This is a genomic window from Streptomyces sp. NPDC058701, from assembly GCF_042715295.1.
GTDB lineage: Bacteria > Actinomycetota > Actinomycetes > Streptomycetales > Streptomycetaceae > Streptomyces.
In genome coordinates this window covers 1-24066 of the sequence record NZ_JBHXSY010000005.1, presented here as the reverse complement: position 1 = coordinate 24066, position 24066 = coordinate 1, and the positions used below count along the sequence as shown (strand labels likewise).

The 24066-nt window shown below is 71.7% G+C and carries 23 protein-coding genes; 5 read left to right on the top strand and 18 right to left on the bottom strand.

Annotation, left to right across the window (positions count from 1 at the left end; translation table 11 throughout):
- Positions 1 to 33: 33 nt before the first annotated feature.
- Positions 34 to 1680: a murein biosynthesis integral membrane protein MurJ gene (gene murJ, locus ACFWW8_RS06490; protein ID WP_386525082.1), complete on the bottom strand. Its 1647-nt coding sequence runs from the start codon at positions 1678 to 1680 to the stop codon at positions 34 to 36.
- Between the two features lie 119 nt (positions 1681 to 1799).
- Complete coding sequence (locus tag ACFWW8_RS06485; RefSeq protein WP_386525080.1) at positions 1800 to 2912, bottom strand: lipid II:glycine glycyltransferase FemX; 1113 nt, start codon at positions 2910 to 2912, stop codon at positions 1800 to 1802.
- A gap of 318 nt (positions 2913 to 3230) precedes the next feature.
- Here ACFWW8_RS06485 and ACFWW8_RS06480 point away from each other — a divergent pair, with 318 nt between their 5' ends.
- Together ACFWW8_RS06480 and ACFWW8_RS06475 are read left to right on the top strand one after the other, a co-directional pair.
- Complete coding sequence (locus ACFWW8_RS06480; RefSeq protein WP_386524457.1) at positions 3231 to 4451, top strand: Ig-like domain-containing protein; 1221 nt, start codon at positions 3231 to 3233, stop codon at positions 4449 to 4451.
- A 137-nt stretch (positions 4452 to 4588) separates the two neighbouring features.
- A complete protein-coding gene (locus ACFWW8_RS06475) occupies positions 4589 to 6184 on the top strand; it encodes a CocE/NonD family hydrolase (RefSeq protein WP_386524455.1) in 1596 nt (531 codons plus the stop codon).
- A gap of 38 nt (positions 6185 to 6222) precedes the next feature.
- Here ACFWW8_RS06475 and ACFWW8_RS06470 read toward each other — a convergent pair whose 3' ends face one another.
- From ACFWW8_RS06470 to ACFWW8_RS06415, 12 genes are all read right to left on the bottom strand, one after another.
- Positions 6223 to 7104: an amino acid ABC transporter permease gene (locus ACFWW8_RS06470; protein WP_386524452.1), complete on the bottom strand. Its 882-nt coding sequence runs from the start codon at positions 7102 to 7104 to the stop codon at positions 6223 to 6225.
- Complete coding sequence (locus ACFWW8_RS06465) at positions 7101 to 7745, bottom strand: amino acid ABC transporter permease (protein WP_386524451.1); 645 nt, start codon at positions 7743 to 7745, stop codon at positions 7101 to 7103. Before ACFWW8_RS06465 ends, ACFWW8_RS06470 begins: the two co-directional genes overlap by 4 nt.
- Before the next feature lie 17 nt (positions 7746 to 7762).
- Positions 7763 to 8668: a glutamate ABC transporter substrate-binding protein gene (locus ACFWW8_RS06460; protein ID WP_386524448.1), complete on the bottom strand. Its 906-nt coding sequence runs from the start codon at positions 8666 to 8668 to the stop codon at positions 7763 to 7765.
- A gap of 11 nt (positions 8669 to 8679) precedes the next feature.
- Complete coding sequence (locus ACFWW8_RS06455) at positions 8680 to 9423, bottom strand: amino acid ABC transporter ATP-binding protein (RefSeq protein ID WP_386524445.1); 744 nt, start codon at positions 9421 to 9423, stop codon at positions 8680 to 8682.
- Between the two features lie 111 nt (positions 9424 to 9534).
- Positions 9535 to 9975, bottom strand: coding sequence for a DUF6278 family protein (locus ACFWW8_RS06450; protein ID WP_386524442.1), 441 nt, complete (start codon positions 9973 to 9975; stop codon positions 9535 to 9537).
- A 66-nt stretch (positions 9976 to 10041) separates the two neighbouring features.
- Positions 10042 to 10827, bottom strand: coding sequence for an exodeoxyribonuclease III (locus ACFWW8_RS06445; RefSeq protein WP_386524439.1), 786 nt, complete (start codon positions 10825 to 10827; stop codon positions 10042 to 10044).
- A gap of 30 nt (positions 10828 to 10857) precedes the next feature.
- The gene (locus tag ACFWW8_RS06440) at positions 10858 to 11490 is read right to left on the bottom strand and encodes an MBL fold metallo-hydrolase (protein WP_386524436.1); all 633 of its coding nucleotides are present in this window, start codon (positions 11488 to 11490) and stop codon (positions 10858 to 10860) included.
- Positions 11491 to 11529: 39 nt separating this feature from the next.
- Positions 11530 to 12120 carry a hypothetical protein gene (locus ACFWW8_RS06435; RefSeq protein WP_386524433.1) on the bottom strand — a complete coding sequence of 197 codons (591 nt, stop codon included), beginning with the start codon at positions 12118 to 12120 and terminating at the stop codon, positions 11530 to 11532.
- The gene (locus ACFWW8_RS06430; RefSeq protein ID WP_386524431.1) at positions 12117 to 13280 is read right to left on the bottom strand and encodes an ROK family glucokinase; all 1164 of its coding nucleotides are present in this window, start codon (positions 13278 to 13280) and stop codon (positions 12117 to 12119) included. Before ACFWW8_RS06430 ends, ACFWW8_RS06435 begins: the two co-directional genes overlap by 4 nt.
- A 16-nt stretch (positions 13281 to 13296) precedes the next feature.
- On the bottom strand, positions 13297 to 14208 hold the full coding sequence (locus ACFWW8_RS06425) for an ATP-binding cassette domain-containing protein (protein WP_386524428.1): 912 nt from the start codon (positions 14206 to 14208) through the stop codon (positions 13297 to 13299).
- Positions 14178 to 15212 (bottom strand): ABC transporter permease, encoded by a 1035-nt coding sequence (locus ACFWW8_RS06420; RefSeq protein ID WP_386524425.1) that lies wholly within the window; start codon positions 15210 to 15212, stop codon positions 14178 to 14180. The genes ACFWW8_RS06425 and ACFWW8_RS06420 overlap by 31 nt, the downstream gene beginning before the upstream one ends.
- Positions 15209 to 16189 (bottom strand): sugar ABC transporter substrate-binding protein, encoded by a 981-nt coding sequence (locus ACFWW8_RS06415; protein ID WP_386525078.1) that lies wholly within the window; start codon positions 16187 to 16189, stop codon positions 15209 to 15211. Before ACFWW8_RS06415 ends, ACFWW8_RS06420 begins: the two co-directional genes overlap by 4 nt.
- Before the next feature lie 181 nt (positions 16190 to 16370).
- Here ACFWW8_RS06415 and ACFWW8_RS06410 point away from each other — a divergent pair, with 181 nt between their 5' ends.
- Entirely contained in the window at positions 16371 to 17375 is a 1005-nt protein-coding gene (locus ACFWW8_RS06410) for a Gfo/Idh/MocA family oxidoreductase (RefSeq protein ID WP_386524422.1), read from the top strand.
- Positions 17376 to 17454: 79 nt separating this feature from the next.
- On the opposite strand, the gene ACFWW8_RS06405 is transcribed toward ACFWW8_RS06410, so the two are convergent.
- On the bottom strand, positions 17455 to 18387 hold the full coding sequence (locus tag ACFWW8_RS06405; protein WP_386524420.1) for a DMT family transporter: 933 nt from the start codon (positions 18385 to 18387) through the stop codon (positions 17455 to 17457).
- Between the two features lie 275 nt (positions 18388 to 18662).
- Positions 18663 to 19280 (bottom strand): dihydrofolate reductase family protein, encoded by a 618-nt coding sequence (locus tag ACFWW8_RS06400; RefSeq protein WP_386524417.1) that lies wholly within the window; start codon positions 19278 to 19280, stop codon positions 18663 to 18665.
- 223 nt (positions 19281 to 19503) lie between these two features.
- Between ACFWW8_RS06400 and ACFWW8_RS06395 the strand changes: the two genes are divergently transcribed.
- On the top strand, positions 19504 to 20235 hold the full coding sequence (locus tag ACFWW8_RS06395) for an SDR family NAD(P)-dependent oxidoreductase (protein ID WP_386524414.1): 732 nt from the start codon (positions 19504 to 19506) through the stop codon (positions 20233 to 20235).
- A 115-nt stretch (positions 20236 to 20350) separates the two neighbouring features.
- Here the strand turns inward: ACFWW8_RS06395 and alc are convergent, their stop codons facing one another.
- Both alc and allB read right to left on the bottom strand, forming a co-directional pair.
- The gene (gene alc, locus ACFWW8_RS06390) at positions 20351 to 21478 is read right to left on the bottom strand and encodes an allantoicase (RefSeq protein ID WP_386524412.1); all 1128 of its coding nucleotides are present in this window, start codon (positions 21476 to 21478) and stop codon (positions 20351 to 20353) included.
- A 2-nt stretch (positions 21479 to 21480) separates the two neighbouring features.
- A complete protein-coding gene (gene allB / locus ACFWW8_RS06385; RefSeq protein ID WP_386525075.1) occupies positions 21481 to 22815 on the bottom strand; it encodes an allantoinase AllB in 1335 nt (444 codons plus the stop codon).
- Positions 22816 to 23151: 336 nt separating this feature from the next.
- Here allB and ACFWW8_RS06380 point away from each other — a divergent pair, with 336 nt between their 5' ends.
- Positions 23152 to 23958 (top strand): IclR family transcriptional regulator, encoded by an 807-nt coding sequence (locus tag ACFWW8_RS06380; protein WP_386524409.1) that lies wholly within the window; start codon positions 23152 to 23154, stop codon positions 23956 to 23958.
- The last annotated feature ends 108 nt before the right edge of the window (positions 23959 to 24066 follow it).

Genomic DNA, 24066 nt, shown 5'->3' with positions numbered 1-24066 from the left:
AGTATCCCAAGGTGGTTCATGGCCTTCCTCCCGCTAACGGCCGGTCTTGCGCCGCAGGGAGTCCAGCAGGTCGGTGATCTCCGTCAGGCGCAGCGGCCGGGCGAGAAGGACGACGACGAGCGCCAGCGCGGCGGTTCCCGCCCCCACCGCGGCGAAGTCGCCGAACCGGTCGGCGGCGCGGGCGGCCGCGTGCGCCGCGGCGGCCGCCGGGAGGCAGGCGGTAAGGAGCCGCAGGTGGGTCCGTACGGCGCTCGCGCGGCGCGCGGTACGGGTTCCGGTGCGCGGGCCGAGCCTGCGGGCGAGGGTGCGCGCGGTGACGGCGGCCCCCGCCGCGAAGGCCACGGAGGAGGCGGCGGCCATGCCGGTGACCGCCCAGCGCGGGGGCAGCAGGAGGTACGCGGAGGCCGACAGGGCGGCGTTCAGCCCGGCGACGACCAGGTTCAGGAAGAACGGGGTCCGGGTGTCGGAGAGGGCGTAGAACCCGCGGGACAGGACGTACTGCGCGGAGAACGCGACCAGGCCGGGCGCGAAGGCGACGAGGATCCCCGCCATGACCGCGATGTCGGCGGCGCCGGTGCGACCGTACTCGAAGACGCTGCCCATCACCCAGGGGGCGAGGGCCGCGAAGAGGGCGGCGGCGGGCACGACGAGGGCGGCGCTGGAGCGCAGGGCGTACGACACGTCCCTGCGGACGGCGCCGAGGTCGCCGTCGGCGGCGGCGGTGCTCATCCGCGGCATGAGGGCGGTGACGAGGGAGACGGTGATGATGCCCTGCGGGACGATCCACAGCTGGTAGGCGTTGCTGTAGGCGGTGTAGCCGGCGCCCCCGGCCAGCCCGGCCTCCACGGCCCGCGCCCCGGTGGTGGTGGAGAGGCGGGTGACGACCCAGTAGGCGATCTGGTTGGTGAGGACGAGCATGACCAGCCAGCCGGCGTTGCGCAGCGGCCGGCCGAGGCCGCTGCCGCGCCAGTCGAAGCGGGGGCGCCAGCGGAAGCGGGCGGCGCGCAGCGACGGGACCAGGGCGAGGGCCTGGATCACGATGCCGGCGGTGGTGCCGAGGCCGAGCAGCCGCGTCTCGGCGGCGGTGAGTCCGTTCGCCGAGCCGTGGGAGACGTGCAGGAAGAGTCCGAAGACACCGATGATGACGACGTTGTTGAGGACCGGGGTCCACATCATCGCGCCGAACCGGCCACGCGCGTTCAGTACCTGACCGAGCAGGGTGAAGAGCCCGTAGAAGAGGATCTGCGGCAGGCAGTACCGGGCGAGGGCCACGGTGGTGCTCGCCTGGGCGCCGTCGTAGCCGGTGTACGCGGCGACGATCTGCGGGGCGGCGAGGACGGCGGCCGCGGTGAGCAGGACGAGGGCCGCGGTGCAGGCGGTCAGCAGCCGGTCGGTGTAGGCGGCGCCGCCGTCTCGGTGCTCCTTGGCGGCGCGCACCAGTTCGGGGACGAAGACGGCGTTCAGGGCGCCGCCGACGAGCAGCATGTAGATGATGTTCGGCACCGTGTTGGCGACGGCGTACCCGTCGCCGAGCAGGCCGGTGCCGAGGGCCGCGACGACGACGGCGGAGCGGACGAACCCGGTGGCGCGGGAGACGATCGACCCGGCCGCCATGAGCGCACCGCTGCGCAGCACCGAGGCCTTGGCGGGGTCGGCCACCTCGGGGGCGGGCGCGTCGATGGCGGCCGCGGCTGCCGCGGACGCGGGCCGTACGGCGGCGGGCTCGGGTACGGACGCGGACACCGCCGCGGACGCGGGTTCGGGCCGGGCCGCGGGGGCGGCGGCCGTGGAGCCGTTCCTCACCGGCGGGCCAGGTACGCCTGGAAGGCCTTGTGGAGCGCCGCGTTGGCGTATCCGTCCATCGGGGTCTCCCACTCGCCGAGCGTCTCGACTACCTTTCCGCCGGTGCCGAGCTTCCAGCGCAGCAGCCCGAAGGAACGTTCGTCGGGGTCAAGGGTGGAGGGTACCCCGCGCATGTCGTACTCGTCGGCCCCGAGCTCGTGGGCGTCGCACAGCATGCGCCACTGGAGGGCGTTGCTGGGGCGGACCTCGCGGCGGTGGTCGGCGGAGGCGCCGGTCTGGTACCAGACACGGCCGCCGGCCACGATCATGGTGTGGGCGGCGAGGACCTCGCCCTGGTGGACGCCCAGGTAGAGCCGCATGCGGCCGGGCTCCTCGGCGTTGAGGGCCGCGTACTGCTGCTCGTAGTAGGCGAGGGAGCGGCCGAGCCGGAACCCGTCGCGCTCCTCCGTGATCCGCAGCAGCCGGTAGAACTCGGGCAGGTGGGCCGCGGTGCCGAGGACGGTCTCCACGCCCGCCTTCTGTGCCTTGCGCACGTTGCGCCGCCACTCCTGGTTCAGGCCCGCCCACAGGTCCTCGCGGGTGCGGCCCGCGAGCGGCACCCGGAAGACGTGGCGGGGCTGGGCGTCACCGTCGTCCTCGTCGCCGCAGCGCTTCCAGCCGCGGGTGCGCAGCCGGTCGGCGAGCGCCGCGCCGACCGGGTCGACCTCGGTGGCGAGCACGTCCGATATCCGCCGGCCGGTCCCGGCGCCGGACTTGACGACGGCCGCGTCCCAGCTGCGGTACGCGGGGGTGGGGCCGATGCGGACGGCGAAGGCGCCGGCCGTCCTGAGGTGGCGCAGCAGCGGGGCGAGCCAGCGGTCCACGCGCGGGTCCGACCAGTCGGCGACGGGGCCTTCGGGGAGGTAGGCGAAGTATTTCCGCGTGCCGGGGAATTGGCGGTAGAGAACGAGTCCGGCGCCCTCGATCTCCCCGTTCGGGTAGTGCCATCCGACCCTTTCCGAGCGCCAGAGGTCCTTGACCCGGGCCCAAGAGGGGTACTGGAGGAAACTGGCCTGCCGGTTCCGGGAGAGGAACGCCCGGTATGCGTCGACGGACAGTGTGCACACCACGGGTTCGCCGTCCCGGACCGCCGCCCCCTCCGGGCGCCGCCCCTGTCGCTGGTGCTGCTGGGCCGAGTTCACGAGCAGTGCGCACACGGCAGTCGTCCTTCCTGTACGGCCGGGCGTGGATGCACAGGACTCTCACAGCCGGCCGTGACCGGAGCGCACGGCGATGGTGACCGGATGATGACCGTTCTGCTGCGGTGCACGTCACAACCGAAAAGCGGGGATTTTCCAGGGAATGCGCAACCTGGAGTCCTTGTGTTCGCTCTCTCTTTGCGAACGATGATTACTTCGGAGGGGAATTCGTTGAGCCGCACGAGCCGCATGAGCCGCACCAGCCGCACCGCCGTGTCCCGTCGCCGGGTCCGCAACGCCGCCGCCGCGGGCACCGCGCTCCTGGCCGCCACCCTGACCGCCTGCGGGGGCGGGGGCGACGCGGCCTCCGGGAGCGGCAAGGCCGAGCTGAAGCCCAAGCCGGACATGGCCGTCTCGGTGAACCTCACGGGCGATCAGGTCAAGGCCGGCGAGCCGGTCACGGTGACGCTCGCCGAGGGCAAGCTGGCCCTGGTGAAGGTCACCGACGGCAAGAACGGGGAGCTGCCCGGGAAGATATCGGACGACGGCCGCACCTGGACCTCCGAGCGCAACGCCTCGCCCGGCACCGACTACAGGGTGGAGGCGCAGAACACCGACAGCCGGAGCGCGTCCACCCAGTTCAAGACCTCCCCCGCCGACAAGGTGAACAAGGTCTCGATCAACATCCCCAAGGGCAGCACGGTCGGCGTGGCGATGCCGGTCTCGCTCGTCTTCGACAACCCGGTCGCGAACAGGGCCGAGGTAGAGAGGCAGCTGAAGGTCACCGCGTCGGACAACGCCGAGGGGTCCTGGGGCTGGTTCAAGGACTACTCCGGCAAGGACCGGGTGGACTGGCGGCCGAAGGAGTACTGGAAGCCCGGCACCGGCGTGAAGGTCGACATGAACCTGAACGGGGTGGACTCCGGGAAGGGCGGCGGGCTGTTCGCCCGCGACTACACCACCGAGTTCACGATAGGCAAGGACCGCCGGATGGAGGTCAGCCTCGACACCCGGAAGATGAAGGTGACCGAGGAGGGCCAGGTGGTCGAGACGATCCCGGTCTCGGCCGGCACTCCGGGCGGCCAGAAGGCCTCCTGGTCCGGGAAGATGGTGCTGATGTCGAAGGAGGGCACCATCCGGATGGACTCCCAGACGGTGGGTCTCGGCGACTCCTACGACAAGATGGTCGACTACTCGATGCGGCTGACCTGGTCCGGCATGTACGCGCACGCCGCCCCGTGGAACACCGGCAACTTCGGCCGCGCCAACACCAGTTCCGGCTGCGTGGGCATGAGCGACTCCGACGCCGAGGACTTCTACGCGAGGGTCCAGGTCGGCGACCCCTTCGAGGTGGTCGGCAGCGGCTCCAAGGGCAACGCGGAGATCGGCAACGGCTACGGCGAGTGGAACCTGTCGTGGGACGCCTGGAAGGCGAAGAGCGCGCTGGCCGGCGGCGCCCAGAACGGCTGACCCCCGGGCGGCACTCCCTCACTGACTCTCGTTCAATTGTTACCACCACGTAACTTACCGACGGGTTACCTCCGGTAATCCCTCCCCGTTACCGTCGGGTCACTTTCCCCACCCCCGGCGTACGCGAGGAGCGATTGATGGAACGCACCACCACCGCCGCGGCGGTTGCGGCCCTGCTGGCGGCAGCCGCCCTGGGCCTGGCCCCCCACCAGGCCCAGGCGGCCCCCGCACCCGCCACCGCCGTCACCTCGAACGCCTCGGGCGCCTCGTCGGAACTGCGGTTCCACGACATCCCCGGCTCCGGCGGCATCACCCTCAAGGGCAACGTCTTCACCCCGGCCGGCGCCGAGCAGGGCCGGACGTACCCGCTGATCGTGCTGCCCACCAGCTGGGGCCTGCCGCAGATCGAATACATCGCCCAGGCCAAGAAGCTCGCCGACTCCGGCTACGTCGTGGTCAGTTACACCTCCCGCGGCTTCTGGCTCTCCGGCGGCGAGATCGAGGTGGCCGGTCCGCCGGACGTCGCCGACGTGTCCGCCGTCATCGACTGGGCCCTCGCCCACACCCCCGCCGACGCGGACCGCATCGGCCTCGGCGGGGTCTCGTACGGCGCCGGCATCAGCCTGCTGGCCTCCGCGCACGACCCCCGGATCAAGGCCGTGGTCGCCATGAGCGGCTGGGCCGACCTCGTGGCCTCCATCTACTCCGGCCGCACGCAGCACCTCCAGGCGGCCGGGCTGCTCGGCGTCGCCGGCAACCTCACCGGCCGGCCCGGTCCCGAACTCCAGTCGATCCTGAGCGACTTCCTCGGCTCCCGGCTCGACCGCGAACAGCAGATGATCGACTGGGGCAAGAAGCGCTCGGCGGCCTTCGAGGTCGACCGGATCAACGCCAACGCCCCGGCGATCATGATGGGGAACGCCTGGGGCGACACCATCTTCCCGCCCAACCAGTACGCCGACTTCTTCGAGAAGCTGACCGGCCCCAAGCGCCTGGAGTTCCGCCCCGGGGACCACGCCACCGCCGAACTGACCGGCCTGCTCGGCCTGCCCAACGACACCTGGACCAGCGCCCACCGCTGGTTCGACCGCTACCTCAAGGGCGAGCGCAACGGCGTCGACACCGAGGCCCCGGTCCAGCTCAAGTCCCGCAGCACCGGCGGCTACGAGGGATACCCGGACTGGAAGTCGGTCGGCGCCGCGGGCACCGAGCGCATCGCGCTGTCCGACAGCGAGCACGTCTTCGCGAACGTCGACTCCGGTGCCAACGGCGGCGTCGTCCTGCTCTCCAACCTCCTCGACCAGTTCCTCAAGACCCCGCCGGTCGCCTCCATCCCCCTGCTCCCCCGCTCCTTCGCCGCCGTGTGGCAGTCGCCGCGCCACGACCGGGACCGCCGCATCCGCGGCGACGTCCGCCTCCACACCACCGTCACGCCCACCAAGGGCGACGGCACCTTCGTCGCGTACCTCTACGACGTCGGCCCGCTCGGCGTCGGCAAGCTCGTCAGCAACGCCCCGTACACCTTCCACGGCAAGACCCCGGGCCAGGCCTTCGGCGTGGACCTGGAGCTCTACTCCACCGCCTACGACGTGCCCGCCGGCCACCGGCTCGCGCTGGTCGTCGACACCGTCGACCCCCTGTACATCGAGCACAACCCCACCGGCGCGCAGCTGACCTTCTCCTCGCCGCGCACCGATCCGTCGTACCTCTCGGTGCCGCTGCGCGAGCAGTGATCCACGGCTGCTGCCGGGCGGGGTGTGGCTCTTCGGGGTTACACCGTTCCCGGCAGCATCGCCGCGGGATCGGCCGGGGCCTCGCCGGCCCCCTGGGTCTGCGGGTTGCGGCGCTGGCGGCGCGCCACCCAGGTGGCGAACCAGGACAGCAGCATGCACATGCCGATGTAGATCGGCGAGATGATCATCACGACGGGGATGAAGGGCAGGTCGTAGTCGAGGTTGGAGGCGATCAGCTTGCCCGCGTGGAGGAACTCCTCATAGGTGATCAGGTAGCCGAGGGAGGTGTCCTTCAGGGCCACGACCAGCTGGCTGATGATCGTCGGCAGCATGGCCCGGACCCCCTGGGGGGCGAGGACGTAGGACATCACCTGGGTCTTGCGCATGCCGAGCGCGTACGCCGCCTCGCGCTGCCCCCGCTCCACCGCGTTGATGCCCGTGCGGAACACCTCCGCGAGGACCGAGCCGTTGTAGAGCGTCAGCCCCGCCACCAGGGCGGGCAGCGGCTGGACCTTCAGCGCGACGAAGATGAAGAAGATCATCACCAGGACAGGCATGGCCCGGAAGAACTCCACGCACAGGGTCGCCAGCCAGCGCACCGGCCGGTGGACCGAGAGCCGCCCGGCGGCGAGCACCGCGCCCAGCAGCAGCGAGAGCACCGAGGCGTAGGCGAACGCCTTGAGCGTGTTGCCCAGGCCCCTGAGCAGCAGCTCCTGGATGCCCTCGTACGTGAAGGGGCTCCACTTGGCGGCGGTGAACTGCTCGGTGTCGAAGAGCAGGTAGAGCAGCCACCCGACCAGGAGCAGGATCAGCACCGTGGAGCCGATCCCGTAGTACAGGTGGCGGCGCCGGGCCCGGGGGCCCGGGATGTCGTAGAGGGCGGTGGACTCCAGGTCGCCGTGGAGCGCGTGCGCGGTCATCGGGCCACTCCGTAGCGCTTCTCCAGCACGTGGAAGAGCGCGCTGATGGACAGGGTGATGATCAGGTACCCCACGGCGATCCAGACGAAGGTCCAGATGATGCTGTAGCCCAGCTCGTTGAGGGTCTTGTACGTGCCCAGCAGCTCGGTGACGCTGAAGGCGCCGGCGATCGCGGAGTTCTTGGCCAGCGCGATCAGGGTGGAGCCGATGGGCGGGATGACGGAACGGAAGGCCTGCGGGAGGACGACCGTGCCCAGGGTCTGGCCGAAGGACATGCCGAGGCTGCGGGCCGCCTCACCCTGACCCTTGGGCACGGTGTTGATGCCGGAGCGCAGCACCTCGCAGATGAAGGCGGACGTGTAGCAGCCCAGGGCGAGGACGGCGAACACCTGGAAGGGCAGGACCAGGCCGAAGCGCGGCAGCCCGAGCAGGACGGCGAAGAACAGCAGGGTGAGCGGGGTGTTGCGCAGGATGGTGACCCAGACCGTGCCGAAGACCCGGAAGGAGCCGACGGGCGCGACCCGGAAGGAGGCCATCAGGAAGCCGAGGACCAGGGCGAGCAGGGAGGCGTAGACGGTCAGCTCGACCGTGCCGAGGAACCCCTCGCCGTAGAGCGCGAAGTTGTCGGTGAGTACGTTCATGGCGGTGGCCCTCTCGCTCAGCTCGCCGGGTAGCGCTCGATGGCGGGAGGCCGCGGAGCGGGCTCGCCGGACAGGCCGAGCGTGGCCTCGTAGGCCTTCTTCCAGTTGCCGTTCTTCTCCTGCGCCTCCAGGGCGTCGTCCAGGGCGAAGCGCAGCGCGTTGTCGCTGCGCGGGACGCCGATGCCGTAGGGCTCCTGGGAGAAGGGCTTGCCCACCACCTTGAGCTCGTCGGGAACCTTGGCCGCGTAGCCGAGGAGGATGGAGTCGTCCGTGGAGACCGCGTCGACCTGGTAGGTCAGCAGGTTGTCCACGCAGACGGAGTAGGTGTCGTAGGCGACGAGGACCGCCTCGGGGAACTCCTTCTGGAGCCGCTGGTAGGGGGTGGAGCCGGCGGCCGAGCAGACCTTCTTGCCCGCGAGGTCCTCGGGGCCCTCGATGTCCTTCTCGTCCTTGCGGACCAGCAGGGACTGGCCGGCCATGTAGTAGGGGCCGGCGAAGCCGACCTGCTTCTTGCGGTTGTCGTTGATCGTGTAGGTGCCGACGTAGTAGTCGATCTGGCCGTTCTGCAGGGCCGTCTCGCGGTTGGCGGAGGCGATCGTCTTGAACTCGATCGTCTTGGGGTCGAAGCCGAGGGAGGCCGACATCATCTTGGCGATCTCGATGTCGAAGCCTGAGTAGAGACCGCTCGCGGGGTCCTTCTCCCCCATGTACGGCTGGTCCTCCTTCGCGCCGACGACGAGGTGTCCGCGCTTCCTGGCCCGCTCCCAGGTGCGGGAGTCGGGCAGCCGGAAGCCGGTGTCGACGGTGTAGACGGGCAGGTCCTCGGGCTGCGGTCCCTTGACCGGGGGGCTGCCGGACTTGCCGCAGCCCGTGGAGCAGGCGAGGACGACCAGGGCGACGAGGAGGGCTCGGGTACGGATCATCACGCCGTCCCTCAGTGCTTCAGGATCTTGGAGAGGAAGTCCTTGGCCCGGTCGCTCTCGGGGGCGGTGAAGAACTCCTCCGGGGTCCGGTCCTCGACGATCCTCCCGTCGGCCATGAACACGACGCGGTTGGCGGCGGACCGGGCGAAGCCCATCTCGTGGGTGACCACGACCATGGTCATGCCCTCGCTCGCCAGCTGTTGCATGACCTCCAGCACCTCGTTGATCATCTCCGGGTCGAGCGCGGAGGTGGGTTCGTCGAAGAGCAGGGCCTTGGGGCTCATGGCCAGGGCGCGGGCGATGGCGACGCGCTGCTGCTGGCCGCCGGACAGCTGGGCGGGGTACTTGGGGGCCTGGTCAGCGAGACCGACCCGCTCCAGGAGCTCCCGCGAACGCTTGTCCGCCTCGTCCCGCTTGCGTCCGCGCACCTTCATCTGCGCGAGGGAGACGTTGGCGAGGACGGTCTTGTGCGCGAAGAGGTTGAAGGACTGGAAGACCATCCCGACCTCGGCGCGCAGCTGCGCCAGTTCCCTGCCCTCGGCCGGCAGCGGTTTGCCGTCGAGCGTGATCGTTCCCGACTCGATCGTCTCCAGCCGGTTGATCGCCCGGCACAGGGTCGATTTCCCGGAGCCGGAGGGGCCGATGACCACCACCACCTCCCCGCGGCCGACGGTGAGGTTGATGTCCTGGAGTACGTGCAACTCTCCGAAGTGCTTGTTCACGTTCCGCAGCTCGATCAACGGATCGACGGCCATGCGCTGCCCTGCCCACTTGTCGGTGTCGAGGTCAGCGCAAACTATCCAGCCCGGGAAGGGCACTTCGCCCCGACACGCCTAAAGGGGGCATAAAGCTACATCTGCGTGTGATCAGCCCTCGGAGGCCTCGGCATAGGCCTGGCTCAGCTCCGGGGAACCGGTCATCGCCCAGGACACCCCGGACTCGATCACGTTCAGCTCCCGGCCCGAGGCCAGCCGGATCACCGGCTGGCCGTTCGGCCACACGTGCCAGGCGGCTCCGGGGACCGAGCGGACGATCACCGTGCCGAGGTAGAAGCCCGCGTCGTTGCCGAGCCACGGCACCGCTTCGGGGTCCCGCCGCCAGCGCGGCATCAGCTGGTCGAGGGCCTCCAACGAACCCGTACTCCCGTCGAGTTCGAGTCCCGCAGCCCTTGCCTGGACCCGCAGCATCTCGCACTCCGAGAACAACGCGGCGATGCCCGCGGGGTCGTCCGCGAGGGCGCCGGCGAGCCCCGCACCCCGTTCCGTTTCATGTCGGTTCAGCCAGTTGTCCAGGAAAGGGATGTTCATACCGCCCAGACTCGCACCAGGATCCGCCCCTGGCCACAGGGCGCGCCTGGACCGTTCCGGTCGGGCCTACCGCTCCAGGTCCAGGTCCACGACGACCGGAGCGTGGTCGGACGCGCCCTTGCCCTTGCGCTCCTCGCGGTCCACGTAGGCGTCGGTGACGGCCTTGGTGAAGGCCTCGTTCCCGTAGACCAGGTCGATGCGCATGCCCTTGTTCTTGGGGAAGGCGAGCATCCGGTAGTCCCAGAAGGTGTACGGGCGGTCGTACTTGAGCGCGCGCGGGAAGACGTCGGAGAGCCCGGCGTCGCGCAGCGCCTGGAGGGCGGCGCGCTCGGCGGGCGTGACGTGCGTGGCGCCCTCGAAGACGGCCGGGTCGTAGACGTCCTCGTCGGTCGGGGCCACGTTGAAGTCGCCGAGCACCGCGAAGGGGCGGGGGCCGGCCGCGTCGTCCGCGACGGCCGCGGCCAGGGAGCGGAACCAGCCCAGCTTGTAGCCGTAGTGGTCGTGCTCGACCTCGCGGCCGTTGGGCACGTACACCGACCAGACGCGGACCCCGCCGCAGGTGGCGGAGATGGCGCGGGGTTCCTGGACGCCCTCGTAATCGGGCCCGCCCGGCAGCCCGGGGACCACGTCCTCCAGGCCGACCCGGGAGAGCAGGGCCACCCCGTTCCACCGGCCGGTGGCGTTGACGGCCGACTCGTAGCCCAGCTCGCGCAGCTCGGCGTGCGGGAACTGCTCCGCGGAGCACTTGGTCTCCTGGATGCACAGGACATCGGTGCCCGAGCTCTCCAGCCAGGCGAGCAGTCGCGGCAGCCGGGCGGTGATGGAGTTGACGTTGAACGTGGCGATACGCATGCCTGCCAACCTATCGCCTGGCACCGACCGTCACAGTTCGGTGCTGTCCCCCGCGGTGAGCCGGCCGTGGTCGGCGCCGCCCAGGGCGGCCAGGGCACCGTCGTAGATCGGCCGGGCGATGTCGGCGAGGTACGCGTCGTGGATGTCGACGGCCCGGCGGGGCTTGACCTCGCGGACGTAGTCGATCACCTCGGCGATCTTGTTCCACGGGGCGTGCACCGGCAGCATCAGGGTGTCCACGGGCGTGCCGGGCACGGTCAGGGCGTCACCGGGGTGGAAGAGCGAACCGTCCACGAGGAAGCCGACGTTCGTGATCCGCGGGATGTCCGGGTGGATCACGGCGTGCAGCTCGCCGTGCACCTGCACGTCGAATCCGGCCGCGGTGAAGGCGTCACCGTGGCCCACCGTGTGCACCCGGCCGGGATAGGCCGGCGCCAGCCTCCCGGCGACGCTGCGCAGGGTCCACAGCTCCGCCGCGGGGTTCGCGTCGAGGACGGCCCGCAGCCGGCCCTCCTCGAAGTGGTCGGGGTGCTCGTGCGTGACCAGCAGGGCGTCGGCGCCCCGGCCCGCGTCCGGTTCGCTGAAGGCGCCGGGGTCGATGACGAGCCTGCGCCCGTCCTTCTCCAGCTCGACGCAGGAGTGCAGCCGCTTGGTGAGCTTCATGGGGCAAGGCTAAGGGCTGTCGGCCCGGGGCGTGCGGGGTCAGGGGGTGGTGGCGGAGACCACGTAGACCCTGGCGATGCGCGGGTCGGTGGCGTCGACGGTGATGTCCCGGGTGGGGCGCGGGTCGTCCTGTTCGAGGGTGGTGCCGAGCCAGTCCGAGTGGGTCTTCCAGTTCCATCCCGCGACCTCGGTGTCGTGCGGCGAGATGGCGACGCCGGGGGTCAGCTCCCTGCGGCTGGTGCCGACGGAGGCCAGGAAGGTGTCCAGGTCGGCCGGGGTGACCGCGAACTGCGTGTACAGCCGGCTGGTGCGCCAGTTGTTCGTCTCCAGGAAGCCGACCCGCCATGCCTTGTCCGGGATCGGCACCTCGTAGATGCTGCGCTGCACCTTGGAGGGCCAGCCGGGGCGGACCTTCGACGCGGCGACCTTGGCGGCCTTGTCGCGGCCGCTCTGGCGGCTCTGCTGGGCCGAGACGGCCAGATAGCCCGCGGGGACGCCGACCAGCAGCAGGATGATGATGGCGGTGACCCAGCGGCGCCGTACGACGTGCCTGCGGTCCTCCGCGGGCGGCGGTACGGAGTCCCCGTCGGGTGCGGGAGCCTGGTGGGGCAGGGTGGGCGGCGGTGTCACTGCTGGTCCTGGCCCTCGGGGCCGGCGGCGCCGGCGCGGCGGCCGAGCTGGGCGTAGCGCTCGTACCGCTCGACGCGCCGGCGCGTGGCGCGGCGGAAGCGCCGGGCGACGAGCCGGGACAGGTCGGCGGCGCCGACCATGCCGGCCTCGGGGCCGAGCTGGGCTTTGGCGATGCGGGCCTCGGGCCGGTAGCCGCGGCCGGTCAGGTGGCGGCGGAAGGCGTCCCGGGCCGGGCCGATCAGCAGGTCGTCGGCGGCGCTGACGCCGCCGCCGATGACGAAGCAGGAGGGGTCGAGGGCGGCGGCGAGGTTGGCGATGCCGACGCCGAGCCACTGGCCGATGTCCTGGAACAGTTCGACGCACATGGCGTCGCCCTCCCGGGCCAGCTCGGTGATGAGCGGTCCGGTGATCTCCGAGACGTTGCCGCCGACCCGGGCGATGATGTTGTGCGCCACCGGCGAGTCGGCGGCGGCGAGTTCGCGGGCCTCGCGGACCAGGGCGTTTCCGGAGCTGTACTGTTCCCAGCAGCCACGGTTGCCGCAGGGGCAGCGGTGGCCGCCGGGGACGACCTGCATGTGGCCGAACTCCCCCGCGACCCCGTACCGGCCGCGCTTGACCTGGCCGCCTTCGAGGATGGCCCCGCCGATGCCGGTGCCGAGCGTGATCATGACGAGGTGGTCCTCGCCGCGGCCGGCGCCGAAGCGCCACTCGGCCCAGGCGGCGGTGTTGGCATCGTTGTCCACCATGACGGGGACCGCGAGCCGGGACTGCAACGCGTCGCGCAGCGGCTCGTCGCGCCAGGCCAGGTGGGGTGCGAACAGGACGCGGGAGCGGTCGGCGTCGACCCATCCGGCCGCGCCGATGCCCACCGCGTGCACGTCGTGCCGGTCGGAGAGGTCCAGGACCAGTTCGACGATGGTGTCCTCGACGACCTTGGCGCTCTTGGACTTGTCGGGGGTCTCCGCGCGGATCTTCTCCAGGATGATGCCGTCGGCGTCGACGACGCCCGCCATCACCTTGGTGCCGCCGATGTCGATGCCGACGGTCGGTACGCGCGGGGCCGTCAGGTGCGACCGGCGCTCACGGGTCCCGATGGTCCGCAGGACGGTGCCCCGCGCCGAGCCCCGGTGGGCGAGCGTGAAGTCCCGGTACGTGCTCATCGAGTCGTGCCGTCCCTCATGGTGCGGTGGTGCCGGACGGGGTGCCCGGGCCTGGTGGCGTGCTGCGTGGCGTGCTGTCTGACCCTGATTCTGCCACCCGCTCCAGCTCGTGGCTCAGTTCGTCGAGCTCGGAGCCGCCCGCCATCTGGCGGGTCAGCTCGTCCAGGGTGATCGAGTCCCGGGTGTGGCTGCCCGCCATGGTGCCGCGCTTGAGGAGGACGAAACGGTCCCCGACCAGGTACGCGTGGTGCGGGTTGTGGGTGATCAGGACCACGCCGAGGCCCGCGTCGCGGGCGGCGGCGACGTACTTCAGGACGACGCCGGACTGCTTGACGCCGAGCGCGGCGGTGGGCTCGTCCAGGACGAGCACCTTGGCGCCGAAGTAGACGGCGCGGGCGATGGCCACGCACTGCCGTTCGCCGCCGGACAGGGTGCCGATGGGCTGGTCCACGTCGCGCAGGTCGATGCCCATGCGCAGCAGCTCGGTGCGGGTGGTGCGGCGCATGAAGTCCACGTCGAGGCGGCGCAGCGGGCCCCGACCCCGGGTCGGCTCGGAGCCGAGGAAGAAGTTCCGCCAGACGGGCATCAGCGGGACGACGGCCAGGTCCTGGTAGACGGTGGCGATGCCGTGGTCGAGGGCCGCGCGCGGGTTGGCCAGTACGGCCTCCTCGCCCTCGATCTCGAAGGAGCCGGCGTCGTGCCGGTGCAGCCCCGCGATGATCTTGATGAGGGTGGACTTGCCGGCGCCGTTGTCGCCCAGGACGCAGGTGATCTCGCCGGCGGAGACCTCCAGGGAGACCCCCTGGAGGGCGCGGATGTTGCCGTAGTACTTGCTGACGTCGGTCAGTTTCACCAGCGCGGGTGCGGGGCCGGTCGTCGTCCCGGAATTGGTCACGGTCACTTCGCCTCCGCCCGCTTGCGGACCCATGCGTTGAGCAGCGTCGCGAGCAGCAGCATCGCGCCGAGGAAGAACTTGAACCAGTCCGGGTTCCACTGGGCGTAGACGATGCCGTTGCTGGTCATGCCGAAGATGAAGGCGCCGACGGCCGAACCGATGGCGGAGCCGTAGCCGCCGGTCATCAGACAGCCGCCGATCACCGCCGCGATGATGTACAGGAACTCGTTGCCGACGCCCTCGCCCGACTGGACCACGTCGAACGAGAAGAGGATGTGCTGGCCGGAGATCCAGGCGCAGAGCGCGACCCCCATGTAGAGCCCGATGCGGGTCTTGACCACCGGTACGCCGGTCGCGCGGGCCGCGTCGGCCCCGCCGCCCACGGCGAAGATCCAGTTCCCGGCGCGGGTCCGCAGCAGGATCCAGGTGGCCACCGCGACCAGGGCGAACCACCACAGGACGGTGACCTTGAGGGTGACCGGGCCGACGGTCCACTGCGAGGCGAAGAGTGCGCGGGCGGAGGCGAAGCCCTCCATGTCGGCGATGGACTTCGTGGAGACCGAGCCGCTGATCAGCTTGGTGAAGCCGAGGTTCAGGCCGGTCAGCATCAGGAAGGTGCCGAGCGTGATGATGAAGCTCGGCAGCTTGGTGCGGGTCAGCATGAAACCGTTGAAGAAGCCGATGGCGAGGGTGACCAGCAGCGACACCAGGACGCCGACCCAGACGTTCGCCGTCATCTGGTAGCTGAACATCGAGCTGAACAGCGCCGAGGTGGTGACCATGACGCCGGCCGACAGGTCGAACTCCCCGCCGATCATCAGCATCGCCACCGGGACGGCCATGATCCCGATCGTGGAGGCCGAGTACAGGACCGTGCTGAGGCTGGAGGCCCGCAGGAAGCTGTCGGCGGCGAAGGAGAAGAACACGAAGACCGCGGCGGCACCGACCACCGCGCCCAGCTCCGGGCGGCCGAGCAGCCTGCGCGGCAGGGAGCTCGGCGCGAGCCGTTCGTCCGCGGGGGGTGCGGCGGCGCTCATCGGCTGCCCCGCTTGATGTACTCCTCCAGCGCGGACGCCTCGGCGCCGGTGACGATCTGCGGTCCGGTGAGGACCGGGCGGCCGCCGCCGAGCACGTTCGCGTTGTAGCGGTGGAGCCAGAGCAGGTCGATCGCCTCGTAGCCCTGGAGGTAGGGCTGCTGGTCCACGGCGAAGCCGAGCGCCCCGGACTTCAGGTCGCGGGCGACGGACGCGTTGAGGTCGAAGGTGTCCACCTCGGCCTTGCTGCCCGCCGCGTCCTTCGCCTTGACGGCCGTGGGCGCGAAGGGAGCGCCGAGGGTGACGATCGCGTCCACGGACGGGTCGGCCTGGAGCTTGGCCTGGAGGGCCGCCTGGACGGAGGGCATGTTGGTGCCCTCGACGTACAGGTTCTCCATCGTGCCGCCGAAGGTCTTCTTCGCTCCGGCACAGCGCTGCTCGTGGCCCACGTTGCCCTGCTCGTGCAGGACGCAGACGGCCTTCTTGCGGCCGCGCTTCGTCAGCTCGGCGCCGACCGCCTCGCCGGCGATCTCCTCGTCCTGGCCGATGTGGGTGAGCGCCCCGTACGCGGCGGACTGGGCGGAGCCGGAGTTCACGGTGATCACCGGGATGCCGGCCTTGACGGCCTTGGCGATGACGTCCCTGAGGGCCTCGGGCTTGGCGAGGCTGACGACGATGCCGTCCACCTTCTGGTCGATCGCGTTCTGCACGAACTGTGCCTGCTGCTGGGCCTGGTCGTCGTGGGCGTAGACGAAGTTGATGTTGTCCTTCGCCGCGGCCTCCTTGGCACCCTTCTGGACGATGTCCCAGAACGTGTCGCCGTCGCCGGCGTGGGTGATCATCGCGAAGGTCCAGCGCGGGGTGGAGACGGCGGGACGGCCCGCCTCGGCGGCCCTGGCCCGCTCCTCGGCGCGCTTGCCGCCCGTACTGCTGCATCCCGCGAGGGAGGCTCCCAGTACCGCCGCGAGCACGGCGCCCACGACGCGCACCCCTGTCCGAACCCTAGCCACGTCGCCGTGCCCTTCCCTCGTCCGTGTCGTCCGTCATCATTCGGTCATTCCGGTTCCAGCCGCCCAGTATCCGCCACAGTGGACCATGCGGAATCATCGGGGCAGGCGCGGGCAGATTGACAGGTCCCCCGTACGGGGTCAGGTTGAGTGCATGCGCATCGGGCTCATCGGGACGGGCCGGATCGGCTCGTTCCACGCGGCGGCGCTGGCCCGCCGACCGGACGCGGGCTCGCTCCTGCTCGCCGACGCCGATCCCGCGCGGGCGGCGCGCCTCGCCGACCGGCTCGGGGCCACCGCCGCGCCCTCGGTCGAGCAGGTCTTCACCTGGGGCGTCGACGCGGTGGTGGTGGCCTGCGCCACCGAGGGCCACGCGGAACTGGTCGTACGGGCGGTGCGGGGCGGCCTGCCGGTGTTCTGCGAGAAGCCGGTCGCCCCCGACCTGGCCCGCAGCCTGGCGGTGGTGCGCGAGGTGACCGCGCTCGGCGGGGTCCTCCAGACGGGCTTCATGCGCCGCTTCGACTCGGGCTACCGCACGGCCCGGGAGCTGGTCCGCTCGGGCGCCCTGGGGCGGCTGCACACCGTACGGACGGTGACGGCCGACGCGGAGCCGCCGGACGCCGCGTACCTGGCCACCTCCGGCGGGCTGTACCGGGACTGCCTGGTGCACGACTTCGACATGGTCCGCTGGGTGACCGGCCGGGAGGTGACCGAGGTGTACGCGGCCGGTTCCGACGCCGGTCCGGCCCGGTTCCGCGAGACGGGTGACATCGACTCGGCGGCGGCCGTGCTCACGCTGGACGACGGGACGCTCGTCACGGCGACCGGCACCCGGTGCAACGGCGCCGGATACGACGTGCGGATGGAGCTGGCCGGGGAGCGGGACCAGGTCTCTGTCGGGCTGGACGACCGGACGCCGATCGCGTCGACCGAACCGCACGGGCCGCCCGCGGCGGCCAAGCCGTGGACCGGGTTCCTGGAGCGGTTCGCCCCGGCGTACGAAGAGGAGCTGGCCGCCTTCGTCCGGCTGGTCCGCGGTGAGGGGCCCAATCCGTGCGACGGCCGCGAGGCCCTGGCCGCGCTGCGGGTGGCGGAGGCGTGCGAGGTGTCGCGCCGCGAGCGGCGCCGGGTCCGGCTGGAGGAGCTCCCGGACCTGTGAACGGGTGGCTCCCGGCGGCGGCATGCCCGCCAGCGTACGGGCGCCGCACGCCGGCGGCGGGTCATGATCCGGCCAACGTTCACCCGGCCGCGCGGCGCCCCCAGGCGGTCCCCGCCAGGACGAGGGCGACGCCTGCGAAACCGAGCGGGCCGAGGTGCTCGCCCCCGATGGCGATGCCGGCGGCGGCCGCCCACAGGGGCTCGGTGCCGAGCAGCAGGCTGACGCGGGAGGGGGAGGTACGGCGCACGGCCCACATCTGCACGAAGAACGCGAAGAGGGTGCAAAAGACGGAGAGGAACATCAGGCCCGCCCACTCGGCGGCCCCGAAGTCCGCGGCGGCCGCCCAAGGGGTGGCCCCGGTGCCGGGGAGCGCGGCGAGCAGGGCGAAGACCAGGACCGCGCCGCCCAGCTGGACGGTGGTCAAGGAGAGCGAGTCGGCGTCCTGGACGGCCTTGACGCGGGCCATCAGCAGCACGTGCAGGGTCCGGGCGAGGGCGGCGCCCAGGATGAGCAGGTCGCCGAGGCCCGGCCCGGTGAAGCCGGCGCCCTGGGTCAGCAGCACGACGCCGGTCACGGAGACGGCGGCGGCGCCGAGGAAGGCGGGCGACGGGCGGACGCGGCGCACGGCGGCCTCCGCGAGCGGGGTGAAGATCATGGTCAGGCTGATGATCAGCCCGGCGTTGGTGGCGGAGGTGTGGACGACCCCGTACGTCTCCAGCAGGAAGATCCCGCCGAGTACGAGGCCCAGCAGCCCGGCCCCGCGCAGCTGGGCGGGGGTCAGCGCCCGCAGCCGCCGCCGTCCGGCGAGGACCAGGACGGGCAGCACGAGCGCGAAGCGCAGCACCAGTACGGCGATCACGGTGTGCGCGGTGGTGATGCCCTTGGCGGCCAGGTAGCTGCCGCCCCACACGACGGCCACGGCCAGGACGGGCAGGTCGGCGGTCCAGGCGGGGCGGGGCGCGACGTCCGGTACGGCGGGAGCGGTGGCGGGGGCTGGCGGGGCCACGGTCACGGACTGTCTCCAACGGCGGGTGGCGGGTGGAGACTTCGGCGGCTCGCACGGGTGAGCGGCCACGCTACCGGAGCCGGTGGCGGCGGGCGACCGCTTTCCGGGCCGGTCGGGGGGGCGGGGCCTCGGAGGGCGCGGCCCGGGGGCGGGACGGCCCGGGGCGGGGCGGCGGCTCGCCGTAGCCGCGCGGAACGCGTCGGCGTCGTACGGGACCGGCCGGGCGGTGTCCCCCGGCCGGGCCTCGCGGCGGCCGCCCCGGCCGCCCCGGCCGCCCCGGGTCACTCCCCCATCGTGCCGAAGACCGCGCGTCCCGTGGGGCGGTACGTGTGGATGGCCGTGCCGCTGGAGGTGGTGCGGGACCGGGTGACCTCGCAGGCCGTGGGGAGGCCGCCCGTCGGGAACAGCCGGCGGCCGGTGCCGAGGAACACCGGGTGGACGAGCAGGTTCAGCTCGTCCACGAGGTCGCGGGCCAGCAGCCACTGCGCCAGCGCTCCGCTGCCGTGGACCTGGAGCTCCCCCTCGGTCGCGTCCTTGGCCCGCACGACCTCGCTCTGCAACTGCTCCCCGTCGATGACGGTGGTGCCGGCCCAGGCCGGTTCCTTCAGGGTGGTGGAGGCCACGTACTTCGGCAGTCCGTTGAGGCGGCTCGCGATCGGGTCGGCGGGGTCGGTCCGGCGCGGCCAGTACCCGGCGAAGATCTCGTACGTGCGGCGCCCGAGCAGGAAGGCGCCGGCCCGGCCGAACACCTCGCTCATGAACTCCCCCGTGCCCTCGTCGGCGAACGGGACGAGCCAGCCGCCGTAGTCGAAGCCGCCGCTGCGGTCCTCGTCCGGCCCGCCCGGGGCCTGCATCACCCCGTCGAGGGTCAGGAAGGTGGTGAGGGTCAGCTTGCCCATGGCTCTGCGCTCCCGGCTCGGTGGTACTGATCGGTTCTCGGTGGCCGGTCACTCTCGGTGGCCGGTCACCTCTCGGTGGCCCTGCTCCGTTCAGACTTCCCGCGATCCCGGATCCGGTCGGTGCGGCGCGCGTGAACGCCACGTCCGATTCCCGCCAGCGTCCGCGCCCCGACTGCCATTTCATTGAAGACGCAACCACTTGAGGCAACCGAGGGAGAACACCGTGAACGGCAAAGTGGCACTGGTGACGGGCGGCAGCCGGGGCATAGGCGCCGCGACGGCACTGCGGCTCGCCGAGGACGGCGCGGACGTCGCTTTCACCTACCGGACCGGCGAGTCGGACGCGGCCGCGGTGCTCAAGGGCATCGAGGCCACCGGGCGCCGCGGGCTGGCCCTCCGGGCCGACGCGGGCGAGCCGGAGGCGGGCGCCGCCGCGGTGGAGCGCACCGTACGGGAGCTCGGCCGCCTCGACGTGCTCGTCAACAACGCGGGGGTCGGCGTGCTCGGACCGCTGGAGCAGCTGACGGCGGCCGAGGTGGACCGGGTCCTGGCGGTCAACGTCCGGGGCGTCTTCCTGACCACGCGGGCCGCGGCCCCGAGGCTCGGCGAGGGCGGCCGGATCCTCATCATCGGCAGCTGCCTGACCCAGCGGGTGTCCGAACCGGGCGGCACCCTCTACACGATGAGCAAGTCGGCGCTGACCGGACTGACCAGGGCGCTGGCCCGGGAGCTGGGCGGGCGCGGGATCACCGCGAACATCGTCCACCCGGGTCCGGTGGACACGGACATGAACCCGGCGGACGGACCGTACGCCGGCCCGCAGGCCGCACTGACGGCCCTCGGCCGCTTCGGCACCCCCCGGGAGGTGGCGGCCGTGGTGTCGTTCCTGGCGGGGCCGGACGCCGCGTACGTCACGGGCGCCGAGTTCTCGGTCGACGGCGGCCACGCGGCGTAGCCCGGCCCGCGGGACACCGACGCGCCGAAGGGGCGCACCGCTCGGCGGTGCGCCCCTTCGGGCCGTGTGCGCTCCGGGGGTGTCGGCCCCCGGGGCGGTCGGGGGGCGGGAGGCGTCAGCCGCCCAGCTCCTGGTGGCGCGCGGCGTGCGCGGCGGCGCCGCCCTCCGTCAGCGAGCCGAACAGGCGCAGCCGGGAGAAGCCGCCGTCCGGGAAGATGTCGATCCGGACGTGGGTGCCGACCGCCGGGGCGTCCAGCACGAAACGGTGGTTGGTGTCGGGCTGCAGGCGGGTGCGCGGCAGGAACTCCGTCCACTCGCCGTCCTCGCCGGTCTTGACGGACAGCGAGGCCCAGCCCGCCGAGTTGCCCTTGAGGTACGCGGTGTCGATCTCGACGGCGCGGATCTCGGACTCGGCGACGAGCTGGTAGCGGATCCAGTCGTTGCCGTTGTCGCGGCGGCGGGCGGTCTCCCAGCCGTCGTCCATCTTGCGGGAGCGGCCCGGGTTGATGGTGTTGGCCGGCGGCGAGTAGAAGCGGTTGGACGCGTCCTCGACGGAGCCGCCGTTCTCCAGCGCGACGACGTCGAACGTGCCCAGCGCGGCGAGCCACTTCGGGTCGGTGCGGACCTCGCCGTGGACGCGCAGGCGGGCGATGCCGCCGTCGGGGTGCTGGTTGACGCGCAGGTGCGTGAAGCGCTGCTCGACGTTCACCTCGAAGCCGTTGGCCGCGTGGCCGCCGACCGGGGTGCGCTCGACGAGGGTCGTCCACTTCACGTCGTCGGAGAGGAGCTCCTGCGCGGTCGGGGAGCCCGCGACCGAGGCGCCCTGGACCGACACGGCCTGCGGCATGTTGCCGCGGAAGTGGGCGGTGTCGACGATGATGCCGCGGATGACGCCGGGGGCGCCCAGGCGGACGAGCGCCCAGTCGTGGTCCTCGGCGGTGGGCCACGGCTGCGTGGCGGAGACGCCGCGGCGACGGCGGGTCTCCCAGCCGTCCATCACCTTGCCCTTGTGGCCGAAGTCCTCGGGGTCGAAGTGCGCGGCCTCGGAGATCAGTAGGTTCTCGCGCTGGGCGAAGAACTCGTCGTTGGCCTCGATGACACCGGCGCCCAGCTCACGGGCGGCGAGGTTCGCGTACCGGGTGAACGGGAAGTCCGCCGTACGGTAGTCCGCGTACGGGTCACCGCCTCCGTACGGGTTCGCGTTGCCGGTGAAGGAAGTCAGTCCAGTCGAACGCTGTGCCACTGTCAGTTCTGCCTTTCGAGGAGGAGGCCCGTGGGCTCGGTCGGGGTTCCGTGGTCCGCGATCCGCGTGCCGCGCAGCCAGGTGGACTTCACGACGCCGTACAGGGTCTTGCCCGCGTACGCCGTGATCCGGTTGCGGTGGTGCAGCTCCGCGGGATCCACGGTGAAGGTCTCTTCGGGTGCCAGGACGGCGAAGTCGGCGTCGCGGCCTGCTTCGATCGCGCCCTTCTGCGCCAGGCCGGCGAGGGCGGCCGGGGCGGCGGACATCCAGCGCACGACGTCCTCCAGGGAGCGGCCACGGCCGCGCGCCTCGGTCCAGATCGCCGGGAGGCCCAGCTGGAGGGAGGAGATGCCGCCCCACGCGGTGGCGAAGTCGCCGGTCTTCAGGTCCGCGGTGGAGGGCGAGTGGTCGGAGACGATGCAGTCGATGGTGCCGTCGGCGAGCGCGTCCCACAGGAGGTCCTGGTTGGCGGCCTCCCGGATGGGCGGGCAGCACTTGAACTCGGTGGCGCCGTCGGGGACTTCCTCGGCCGTCAGGGTGAGGAAGTGCGGGCAGGACTCGACGGTGATCCGGACGCCCTCGGCCTTGGCGGCGGCGATCAGCGGCAGCGCGTCGCTGGACGACAGGTGCAGCACGTGGACGCGGGCGTCCAGCCGCTTGGCCTGGTCGATCAGGTTCTGGATCGCGGTGTTCTCGGCGTCCCGGGGACGGGAGGCGAGGAAGTCCGCGTACTTCGGGCCCGGGTTCTGCGGGGCCGACTCCAGGTGGTGCGGGTCCTCGGCGTGCACGATCAGCAGGCCGCCGAAGCCGGTGATCTCGGCGAGGGAGGTGGCCAGCTGCTCCTGGTCGAGCTCGGGGAACTCCTCGACGCCGGAGGGCGACAGGAAGCACTTGAAGCCGTAGACCCCCACGTCGTGCAGCGGACGCAGGTCCTTGACGTTCGAGGGCAGGGCGCCGCCCCAGAAGCCGACGTCCACGTGCGCCTTGGTGCGGGCGACCTCCTGCTTGACGCGGAGGTTGTCCACCGTGGTGGTGGGCGGCAGGGAGTTGAGCGGCATGTCGAGGATCGTGGTGATGCCGCCGGCCGCGGCGGCGCGGGTGGCCGTCCAGAAGCCCTCCCACTCGGTGCGGCCGGGGTCGTTCACGTGGACGTGGGTGTCGACCAGGCCGGGGAGCAGGACGTCGTCGCCGAAGTCCTCCAGCCGGGCTCCGGCCGGCACCTCGGCGTCGTGTGCCAGCACCGCCGTGATCTTCCCGTCGGCGACGGCCACCGAGGCGGCGCGCGTCCCCTCGGGGGTGATGACGCGCGTCGAGCGCAGTACCAGTTCCACAGCCACGTCGGACACCGGAACCTCCCCATCTACTTCCACAGAGCGAAATTCAACGTTCTGTTGACGGAGTCTTCACGGCGATCCCTGAGCAGTCAAGAGCGCCCGGACGGACCACTGACACACCTGGACGGCGATTGGATGTTTCCACAGGATGGAATTATGATTTCGCGATACAGAATGTAGCTACCACCACCGGGAGCGGGCCGGTAACCTCCCGAGGACGTCCGCCACCAGGACAAACCGCCTCTGACCGGCGGGGAAGGCGGCTCCCCTGGCCTAGGGCCGACGCCGACCGACCGGTAGGCTGCTTGCTTGCCTGCCAGCACCGAAAGGACCGCGCCCGTGCCGACGTCCAGCGCCAGCACCACCGACGCTTCCGCGAAGCCCGCCGCCGCCAGCGGTGGCGTCCAGTCCCTTGAGCGCGCCTTCGATCTGCTCGAACGCATGGCCGACGCCGGGGGCGAAGTCGGCCTCAGCGAGCTCTCCGCCGCCAGCGGTCTGCCGCTGCCCACCATCCACCGCCTGATGCGCACCCTCGTGGCGTGCGGCTACGTGCGCCAGCAGACCAACCGGCGGTACTCCCTCGGCCCCCGCCTGATCCGCCTCGGCGAGTCCGCGTCGCGGCTGCTGGGCACCTGGGCGCGGCCCTACCTCGCCCGTCTGGTCGAGGAGACCGGCGAGACCGCGAACATGGCGCTGCTCGACGGCGACGAGATCGTGTACGTGGCCCAGGTGCCGTCCAAGCACTCCATGCGCATGTTCACCGAGGTGGGCCGCCGCGTGCTGCCGCACTCCACCGGCGTGGGCAAGGCCCTGCTGGCCTACACCCCCGCCGACGAGGTCCGCGCCCTGCTGGCACGCACCGGGATGCCGGCCGCGACCGAGAAGACCATCACCACGCCCGAGGGTTTCCTGGAGGCCCTGGAGCAGGTGCGCAAGGTGGGCTACGCGGTCGACGACAACGAGCAGGAGATAGGAGTCCGCTGCCTCGCGGTCTCGGTGCCGAACTCGCCGACCGCGGCCGCGATCTCCATCTCGGGACCGGCCGGCCGGGTGACCGAGTCGCTGACCGACTCGATCGTGCCGATCCTCCAGGGCATCGCCGCCGAGCTGTCGGTGGCCCTGTCCACGCAGAACCCGCCCGCCTGACCCACGGCGTACGGGAAAGCCCCGGCCCCCGCGACCCGGGGGGCGGGGGAGTGGCGGGGGCCCGGGGTCCGGGGGGGGGGGGTTATTACACAAGAACCCCGACCGCGG

Coding starts and splice junctions, on each gene's coding strand:
- ACFWW8_RS06450 (WP_386524442.1), bottom strand. CDS start 9,975: ATGAACATCCCTTTCCTGGACAACTGGCTGAACCGACATGAAACGGAA.
- ACFWW8_RS06410 (WP_386524422.1), top strand. CDS start 16,371: ATGCGCATCGGGCTCATCGGGACGGGCCGGATCGGCTCGTTCCACGCG.
- ACFWW8_RS06440 (WP_386524436.1), bottom strand. CDS start 11,490: ATGAAGCTCACCAAGCGGCTGCACTCCTGCGTCGAGCTGGAGAAGGAC.
- ACFWW8_RS06445 (WP_386524439.1), bottom strand. CDS start 10,827: ATGCGTATCGCCACGTTCAACGTCAACTCCATCACCGCCCGGCTGCCG.
- ACFWW8_RS06480 (WP_386524457.1), top strand. CDS start 3,231: ATGAGCCGCACCAGCCGCACCGCCGTGTCCCGTCGCCGGGTCCGCAAC.
- ACFWW8_RS06460 (WP_386524448.1), bottom strand. CDS start 8,668: ATGATCCGTACCCGAGCCCTCCTCGTCGCCCTGGTCGTCCTCGCCTGC.
- ACFWW8_RS06470 (WP_386524452.1), bottom strand. CDS start 7,104: ATGACCGCGCACGCGCTCCACGGCGACCTGGAGTCCACCGCCCTCTAC.
- ACFWW8_RS06455 (WP_386524445.1), bottom strand. CDS start 9,423: ATGGCCGTCGATCCGTTGATCGAGCTGCGGAACGTGAACAAGCACTTC.
- ACFWW8_RS06475 (WP_386524455.1), top strand. CDS start 4,589: ATGGAACGCACCACCACCGCCGCGGCGGTTGCGGCCCTGCTGGCGGCA.
- ACFWW8_RS06465 (WP_386524451.1), bottom strand. CDS start 7,745: ATGAACGTACTCACCGACAACTTCGCGCTCTACGGCGAGGGGTTCCTC.
- ACFWW8_RS06400 (WP_386524417.1), bottom strand. CDS start 19,280: ATGGGCAAGCTGACCCTCACCACCTTCCTGACCCTCGACGGGGTGATG.
- ACFWW8_RS06425 (WP_386524428.1), bottom strand. CDS start 14,208: ATGGGTCCGCAAGCGGGCGGAGGCGAAGTGACCGTGACCAATTCCGGG.
- ACFWW8_RS06430 (WP_386524431.1), bottom strand. CDS start 13,280: ATGAGCACGTACCGGGACTTCACGCTCGCCCACCGGGGCTCGGCGCGG.
- ACFWW8_RS06420 (WP_386524425.1), bottom strand. CDS start 15,212: ATGAGCGCCGCCGCACCCCCCGCGGACGAACGGCTCGCGCCGAGCTCC.